Annotated in this window: 6 protein-coding genes and 2 pseudogenes; 2 read left to right on the forward strand and 6 right to left on the reverse strand. The window is 65.2% G+C overall.

The features are described from left to right. Nucleotides 1-225, reverse strand: a pseudogene (locus JOZ76_RS11705) (EAL domain-containing protein); the annotation flags it as partial. 215 nt (nt 226-440) lie between these two features. Here JOZ76_RS11705 and JOZ76_RS11710 point away from each other — a divergent pair. Beyond that, nucleotides 441-2,033, forward strand: coding sequence for a gamma-glutamyltransferase family protein (locus JOZ76_RS11710; RefSeq protein ID WP_291698786.1), 1,593 nt, complete (start codon nt 441-443; stop codon nt 2,031-2,033). 14 nt (nt 2,034-2,047) lie between these two features. Here JOZ76_RS11710 and ald read toward each other — a convergent pair. From ald to kynU, 4 genes and pseudogenes are all read right to left on the reverse strand, one after another. Then, nucleotides 2,048-3,165, reverse strand: a pseudogene (gene ald, locus JOZ76_RS11715) (alanine dehydrogenase). Nucleotides 3,166-3,399: 234 nt separating this feature from the next. Then, complete coding sequence (locus JOZ76_RS11720; RefSeq protein ID WP_291698787.1) at nt 3,400-4,224, reverse strand: alpha/beta hydrolase; 825 nt, start codon at nt 4,222-4,224, stop codon at nt 3,400-3,402. 41 nt (nt 4,225-4,265) lie between these two features. Further along, nucleotides 4,266-5,105, reverse strand: a complete 840-nt coding sequence (gene kynA, locus JOZ76_RS11725; RefSeq protein ID WP_291698788.1) for a tryptophan 2,3-dioxygenase — start codon at nt 5,103-5,105, stop codon at nt 4,266-4,268. After that, nucleotides 5,102-6,295, reverse strand: a complete 1,194-nt coding sequence (kynU, locus tag JOZ76_RS11730; RefSeq protein WP_291698789.1) for a kynureninase — start codon at nt 6,293-6,295, stop codon at nt 5,102-5,104. Before kynU ends, kynA begins: the two co-directional genes overlap by 4 nt. A 72-nt stretch (nt 6,296-6,367) precedes the next feature. Here kynU and JOZ76_RS11735 point away from each other — a divergent pair, with 72 nt between their 5' ends. Next, entirely contained in the window at nt 6,368-6,790 is a 423-nt protein-coding gene (locus JOZ76_RS11735; protein ID WP_291698790.1) for a DUF4864 domain-containing protein, read from the forward strand. Between the two features lie 7 nt (nt 6,791-6,797). Here the strand turns inward: JOZ76_RS11735 and JOZ76_RS11740 are convergent. Further along, nucleotides 6,798-7,461: MFS transporter (locus tag JOZ76_RS11740; protein WP_291698791.1), on the reverse strand; the 664-nt coding region annotated here is incomplete at its 5' end.

Genomic DNA, 7,461 nt, shown 5'->3' on the forward strand with positions numbered 1-7,461 from the left:
ATCGCAACTGACGAGGCCCCGCGTTGCGAGCTCGTCGAGGCTTTCGGCCGCGAAGTCCACCGCAAGCTCGGAGCGGCGCACCACGAGTTCGGCCAGTTCATTCAGCTGTCGCGTCTGCTGATGATGAATGAACGCGTTGGCCGCGAAATGCCCGGCGGTCCCGAACGAAGCCAGGCTTCCCAGAACGATCAACGCCAGCAAGATGGTTGGCCGCAGCGACTTCATGGGAGGCGCAGGCGTCAGGACAAGGGTACCTCGACCCTAGATAGCAGCCCCTAATATTTGTTTAGCGGGCCTCGCCGGATTCGACCTGCAAAATCCGCTTCGGACGCGGGGCCGATATTTACTTTTCGCTTACCAATTGCTTGGCGGTTCACGCGCGCTCGCTGCAGAATTGCAGTCCCGCCAGTGCACGTCGACAAAATCGGAAGCCGGAAAAGATGCCCGATCAGTTCTCCAACAACCAGCAGATCCGCAAACCCGCCATCATCTCGGAACGAGGCATCGTCGCGGCACAGTCGCGGAGGGCGGCCGAAGCGGGCGCCGCGGTGCTCAAGGCGGGCGGCGATTGTGTCGACGCGCTCATCGCAACGACCTTCGCGCTCGCCGTGCTGGAGCCCTGGATGAGCGGCCTGGGTGGCGGCGGTGCGATGGTGCTCTATCGCGCGGGTGCCAACACTTACGAGGTGATCGACTATGGCATGCGCGCGCCGAACGGGCTGCGGGTCGAGGACTATCCGCTGAGCGGCGAGGATCTCGCAGCCGACATCTTTCCGTGGGCGCGGGTCAAGGATGACCGCAATCTTCATGGACCCGGTTCGGTGGCAGTGCCCGGCGTGGTCGCCGGCATGGCGGAAGCGCATCGCCGCCACGCGCGCCTGCCATGGCGCGACCTGCTCGCACCCGCCATCGCCCTGGCCGGCGAGGGTCTCGAGGTCGACTGGTGGACCAGCCAGATGATCGCGACCGCAGCGGCCGACCTGCGGCGTTACCAGGCGAGCGCCGCCACCTTCCTCAAGGACGGCCTGCCCCCGCAGCCGCAATGGGGCATCAGGTCGGAGACGCGGCTGCCGCTCGACCGGCTCAAGGCGACGCTGTCGCATCTGGCCGCGCAAGGACCTGATGATTTCTACAAGGGCGATCTCGCGGCCAGCATCGCCGCCGATGTGCAATCAGGCGGAGGGTCATTGTCCGTCGACGATCTCGGCGCGTTTCAGGCGCATGTCCGCGAGCCCCTGGCCATCGCTTATCGTGGCGGCAATGTCTTTGCCACGCCAGAGCTCACCGCGGGCCCGACGCTGGCCCAGGCATTGCGGCTGCTGCAAGCCGATCTGCGGCCCGCGGGCACAGGGCCGGATGCCGCAAGCTATGCGGCCTACGCAAGAAGCCTGCAGGCGGCCTATCGCGAGCGACTGCAGGGGATGGGCGATGCGGACGGGCGGCGGGCGCTTGGCGCCGAACATCTGGCTCCCGCCTGCACGACGCATTTTTCTGTCGTCGACCGCGAGGGCAACATGGCGGCGGTGACGCAGACATTGCTGTCGCTGTTTGGCTCCAGGTTCACTGCGCCGCAGAGCGGCATTCCCATGAACAACGGCATCATGTGGTTCGATCCGACCCCGGGCGGGCCCAACTCGCTGGCTCCCGGCAAGCGCTGCCTCACCAATTACACTCCGGTGGTGGCGCAAGCCGCCGACGGACGGCGTCTCGCGCTCGGCGCCTCCGGCGGCCGGCGCATCATGCCGGCGGTGATGCAAATCCTCTCCTTCGTGATGGATTTTGGTATGGATCTCGATGCCGCGATCCACCAGCCGCGCCTCGATGCGAGCGAAGGCAGTATCGTGATCGGCGATGCGCGCCTGCCGCGCGAAGTGCGCGAAGCACTGCGCTTGCAGTTCGACTATGAGGAGGCCCGGGTGCAAACCCTGCCGATGAAGTTCGCCTGCCCGAGCGTCGTGCTGCGCGACGGGGCGACCAACAGCGGTGCCACCGAGATCTTTCAGCCCTGGGCCGAGGCCGTGGCGGAGGCGTGACGCCTCCAATCAGCCTACGACGCCAGCAGCTTCTCTGCTGGAACGAACGGCAGGCCGTGCGCAATCGCGACCGGCTCGCAGGTCAGCTTGCCCTCGCAAACATTGAGGCCGGCGCGCAGATGCACGTCCTCACTCAGCGCCTTGCGCCAACCCTTGTTGGCAAGCGCCAGCGTGAACGGCAAGGTCGCGTTGTTCAGCGCAAAGGTCGAGGTGCGGGCGACCGCACCCGGCATGTTGGCGACGCAATAATGCACGACGCCGTCAACGACGTAGGTCGGATGCGAATGCGTGGTTGGCTTCGAGGTCTCAGTGCAGCCGCCCTGGTCGATCGCGATATCGACGATGACCGAGCCCTGCTTCATCGTGCGCAGCATGTCGCGCGTGATCAGCTTTGGCGCGGCGGCGCCCGGCACCAGCACGGCGCCGATCACCAGGTCCGCCTTCCTGATGAGATCGGTGATCGCGGCACGGGTCGAGAAGATCGTCCGGACGCGGCCCTCGAACTGCACGTCGAGCCGGCGCAGCACATCGAGCGAGCGATCCAAAATCGTGACCTGCGCGCCCATGCCGAGCGCCACCGTTGCCGCATTCGCACCCGACACACCGCCGCCGATGATGACGACATCGGCCGCGGGCGCGCCGGGTACGCCGCCGAGCAGGACGCCGCGGCCGCCGGCAGCCTTTTCCAGCGCATGCGCGCCGACCTGCGGCGCCAGCCGTCCGGCAACTTCCGACATCGGAGTCAAGAGCGGCAGGCCGCCATTCGAGGAGGTCACGGTTTCGTAGGCGATGCAGATGCGCCGCCCTTGATGAGGTTTTCGGTCTGCGGCAGGTCCGGCGCCAGGTGCAGATAGGTGAACAGGATCTGGCCGGGCCTGAGCATCTTGCGCTCGGCGGCTTGCGGCTCCTTCACCTTCACGACCATGTCGGCGCGCGCAAAGATCGTGTCTGCCGTATCGACGATGGATGCGCCAGCACTGCGATACTCCTCGTCGGACAGACCGGAGCCCGCGCCCGCGTCCTTTTCCACCAGCACCTGATGGCCGTGATGGGTCAGTTCAAAGACTGTCGCCGGGGTCATGCCGACGCGAAACTCGTTGTCCTTGATCTCCTTCGGAACGCCCAGCAGCATCGTCGGTCTCCCAAAATTGTCCGGCAAAGAGAGATAGCTTGACTTGCTTGGCATTTTCGGCCGCAATCGCAGCATATCAGCTTTTGAACGCAATTTTTATTGCGTCAAACGATCAAAACTTCGCAGGAACATGCAAAAGGATCGATCGATCAACAGGACCGGGCGATCCTGCGGGAGCAGTCGACGCTGACCCTGCGGACGGTCAAGCACACTACGGCGCTGCCGGTGTGAGGGTCAGGACAACAGCGCGTCGACCAGGGCGCTCTGTGGATCGGCCAGATCGTCGATAACGTCGAAATGATGCCGGTCCGGCATCTCGACATGAGCGGTCGCAGCGCCCAGTCCCATCCAGATATTGGCCAGCAGTTGCGCCTGACGGCGAAACTCGTTGCGCTCGGCGCCGCCGACCCAGGCGACGACGCGGGCGCCCTCGATCGGGGACAGCAGCGCCGGTGACTCCTCGCGCGCCACGCGGTCATCCATCCGAAGCGTCTGGTTCATCGCGGTCTTGAGCAGCGGACGCAGATCGTGCAGGCCGGAGATCGACACCACCTTGGCGAGGCGCCTCTGCCGCGCCTCATTCAGCGGCGATGACGTGCAGATCATGCGGGTAACGAGGTGCCCGCCAGCGGAATGGCCGGTCAGCGCCACCGGCCCCGCGATCTCGTCCATGGCGCGGCCAATTGCGCGGCCGATTTCCGCGGTGATATCCGCAATGCCGACCTCGGGACACAGCGTGTAGGAGGGCATCGCGACCGCGTAGCCGCGTTCGACCGCGCCCCGCGCAAGATGCGACCAAAAGCTCTTGTCGAGCCGCATCCAGTAGCCGCCATGCACGAACACGACGAGGCCCCGCGCGCTCTCCCGTGGCATGAACAGGTCGAGCCGGTGCCGCGGTCCATCTCCATAGGCAACGTCCAGCCTCGCCCGCTGCTCGGCCAGCATCGCCTTCCGGTAGTTTTCGGCCGGCTCGACCCAGAGACCGGGCCAGCGCTCGCCGCCGGGAATGTTCGCCCCGTTAGCGTAGGCGTTATCCCAATCCTTGATGGCATTCAGCATTCTCGCCCCCGTCGTCACATCTTCAACGTCGGCATGAAAGATCAAAGCTCGGTCCGGACCTTCCAGAGCTCCGGGAACAGCACGATGTCAAGCATCTTGCGCAGATAGCCGACGCCGCTGGTGCCGCCAGTGCCCGTCTTCAGGCCGATGATGCGCTCGACCGTGGTGACGTGGTTGAAGCGCCAGCGGCGGAAATAGTCCTCGAAATCGACGAGCTTTTCGGCAAGCTCATAGATCTCCCAATGGGTCTGCGGCGCGCGATAGACGATCTTCCAGGCCTCGATCACATCAGGATTTTCGTCGCGCCTGTCGCGCCAGTTCGGCCGCTCCGCATCGGCGCCGATGGCAAAGCCGCGGCGCGACAACAAGAGCAGCGCTTCGTCATAGAGGCTCGGCTGCTGCAAAATCTCCTCCAGCGCAGCAACGAGCTCCGGGCGGTGGGCGTGCGGCCGCAGCATCGCGAGATTGCGGTTGCCGGCTAAAAACTCGATGGCGCGGTACTGGAACGATTGGAAGCCGGAGGATTCGCCGAGCATGCTGCGAAACTCGGTATATTCGCTCGGCGTCATCGTGCGCAGTACGTCCCAGGCGTTGTTGAGCTGCTCGAAGATGCGCGCCACCCGTGTCAGCATCTTGAAAGCCGGCTGAAGATCGTCGTCGTGGATCGCCTTCGTGGCCGCCTTGATCTCGTGGATGGCGAGCTTCATCCACAATTCAGAGGTCTGGTGCTGGATGATGAAGAGCAGCTCGTCATGCGCGCTCGAGCGCGGCGCCTGCGCGTTGAGCAGGCGATCGAGATCGAGATAGTCGCCATAGGACATTTTTTCGCGGAAATTCATCTGCGCCCCCTCGGAAGAAGGATCGTAGGGCGCGGCCGTCATGTCACGAGTTCCTTCCTGCGGTAGTCATCCTTGTCCCAGCGGCGGTTGTTGATCACGTCGGCCATGATCTCGACCGCGCGGCGCACATCCTCCTCGCCGAGGTAAAGCGGCGTGAAGCCGAAGCGCAGCGCATCGGGCGCGCGGAAATCGCCGATCACGCCGCGATCGATCATTGCGCGCATGATGGCATAGCCGTCCGGATGCCGGAACGAGACCTGGCTGCCGCGCTGCTCCGGGCGGCGGGGCGAGGCGAGGACAAGCTGCAGGCAGCGCCGCTCGACCTCGCGGATGAAGAACTCCGAGAGCGCGATGGAGGCTTTTCGCACGTCCTGCAGCGACACGCCCTCCCAGACATCCAGTGCGGCATCGAGCGCCGCGAGCGCCAAGATCGGCGGCGTGCCGACGCGCATCCGCTCGATACCATGGCCGGCTCGGTAGTCGAGATCGAAGGCAAACGGCGCCTCGTGCCCCATCCAGCCCGACAGCGCGGGCGCCGCGGCGTCGGAGTGGCGAGGCGCGACATAGATGAAAGCGGGCGCGCCGGGGCCGCCATTCAGATATTTGTAGGTGCAGCCGACAGCAAAATCGGCGTCCGCCGCGAGCACGTCGACCGGCAGCGCGCCGGCCGAATGGGCGAGGTCCCAGACCGTCAACGCGCCCGCTTCATGTGCCTTCCGTGTCAGCGCCGCCATGTCGTGCAGCCGCCCGGTGCGGTAGTCCACCTCGGTGAGCATCAGGACGGCGATGGTCTGGTCGATCGCGCCCTCGATCGCTTCGGGATCGCTCACCTTCAGCTCCAGCGCGCCACCAAGGGTGCGGATCAGGCCCTGCGCCATATAAAGGTCGGACGGAAAATTGCCGCTATCCGAGAGGATGACGCGGCGGCCCGGATTGAGCGCGATCGCGGCTGCGAGCGCCTGGTAGACCTTGATCGAGAGGGTATCGCCCATCACGACCGTCCCCGGCGGCGCACCGATCAATTTGCCGACGCGGTCGCCGACGCGTCGGGGCATCGTCATCCAGCCGGCGCTGTTCCAGCCGCGGATCAATTCTTTGCCCCATTCGGCCGCGATCATGTGCGCGACCCGCGCCGGCACCGCGGTCGGCAGCGCGCCGAGCGAGTTGCCGTCGAGATAGATCACGCCATCGGGAAGATCGAACAGTGCCCGCGTCTTGGAAAAATCCGTCATGAGCTCATCTGTAACGTTGCAAAGGTCATGCTAGAATATCCCGAACGGCACTGTCGATGTGGAGTTTTCCCGATGCGGGCCCTTCTCCTGCTTGTCGCTTTTTGGGCGAGCTTCTCCATGCTCGCCCTTCCGGCGCGGGCCGTGGCCGACGACGATGTCGCTGGCGCGCAAAGCGTGATCCGCGCCCAGGAACAGGCCTTTGGCCGCAACGATGCGGCATCCGCGTATTCCTATGCCGCGCCGGCGATTCACGAGATCTTTCCAAGTCCCGATGTCTTCATGGACATGGTGCAGCGGGGCTACGGCCCGGTCTATCGCCACAAGAGCTTTGAGTTCGGCGAGGCCAAGGCCGAGGGCGGCGTCATCGCGCAACGCGTCCACATCATCGACGCCAATGGCGAGGCCTGGGAGGCGCTCTACACCCTGCAGGCGCAACCGGACGGCAGTCTCAAGATCACCGGCTGTTCGCTGCTGAAGACCGGACAGGCGGTTTGATCCGCTCTCACGCTACCGCGAGCTGCCCGCGCCCGCGAAACAGCAGCGTCGTCACGATGACGAGGTTGAGCACGTTCCAGGCGAGCCCGTTGGCGAACGCGGCCGCGTAGGAGCCCGTGGCGTCGAAGATCACGCCGGAGACCCAGCCGCCGAACGACATGCCGAACACCGAGGCGAAGATGACGATACCGACGCGGGTCGCGGCCTCGCGCGCCGGCATCGCCTCGCGCACGATGATGGCGTAGCTTGGCACGATGCCGCCCTGGAACAGGCCGAACATCGCCGAGATCAGATAGAGCGAGGTGAGGCTGTCGAAGAACAGGTAGAACAACAGCGCAAAGCCCTGCGCCAGCGACCCGACCAGCAGCGTGCGCAGGCCGCCGATCCGGTCGGCGAGAAAGCCCGAGCCGATCCGGCTCACGACGCCAAATGCCATCATCAGCGACAGCATCTCTGCGCCGCGCGCCACGCCATAGCCGAGGTCGCCGCAATAGGCGACGATATGCACCTGCGGCATCGACATCGCCACGCAGCAGGAAATGCTGGCGATGCAGAGCAGCACCGTCAGCGCATTGGTCGACAGCTTGAGATCGACCCGCGGCGGCGGCGCGCTCGAGTGATCGCGCACCTGCTCGTCGCCGATTTTGGCGCGCAGGACGAGCAGCAGGAGC

The sequence above is a fragment of the Bradyrhizobium sp. genome (genome assembly GCF_019244115.1).
GTDB lineage: Bacteria > Pseudomonadota > Alphaproteobacteria > Rhizobiales > Xanthobacteraceae > Bradyrhizobium.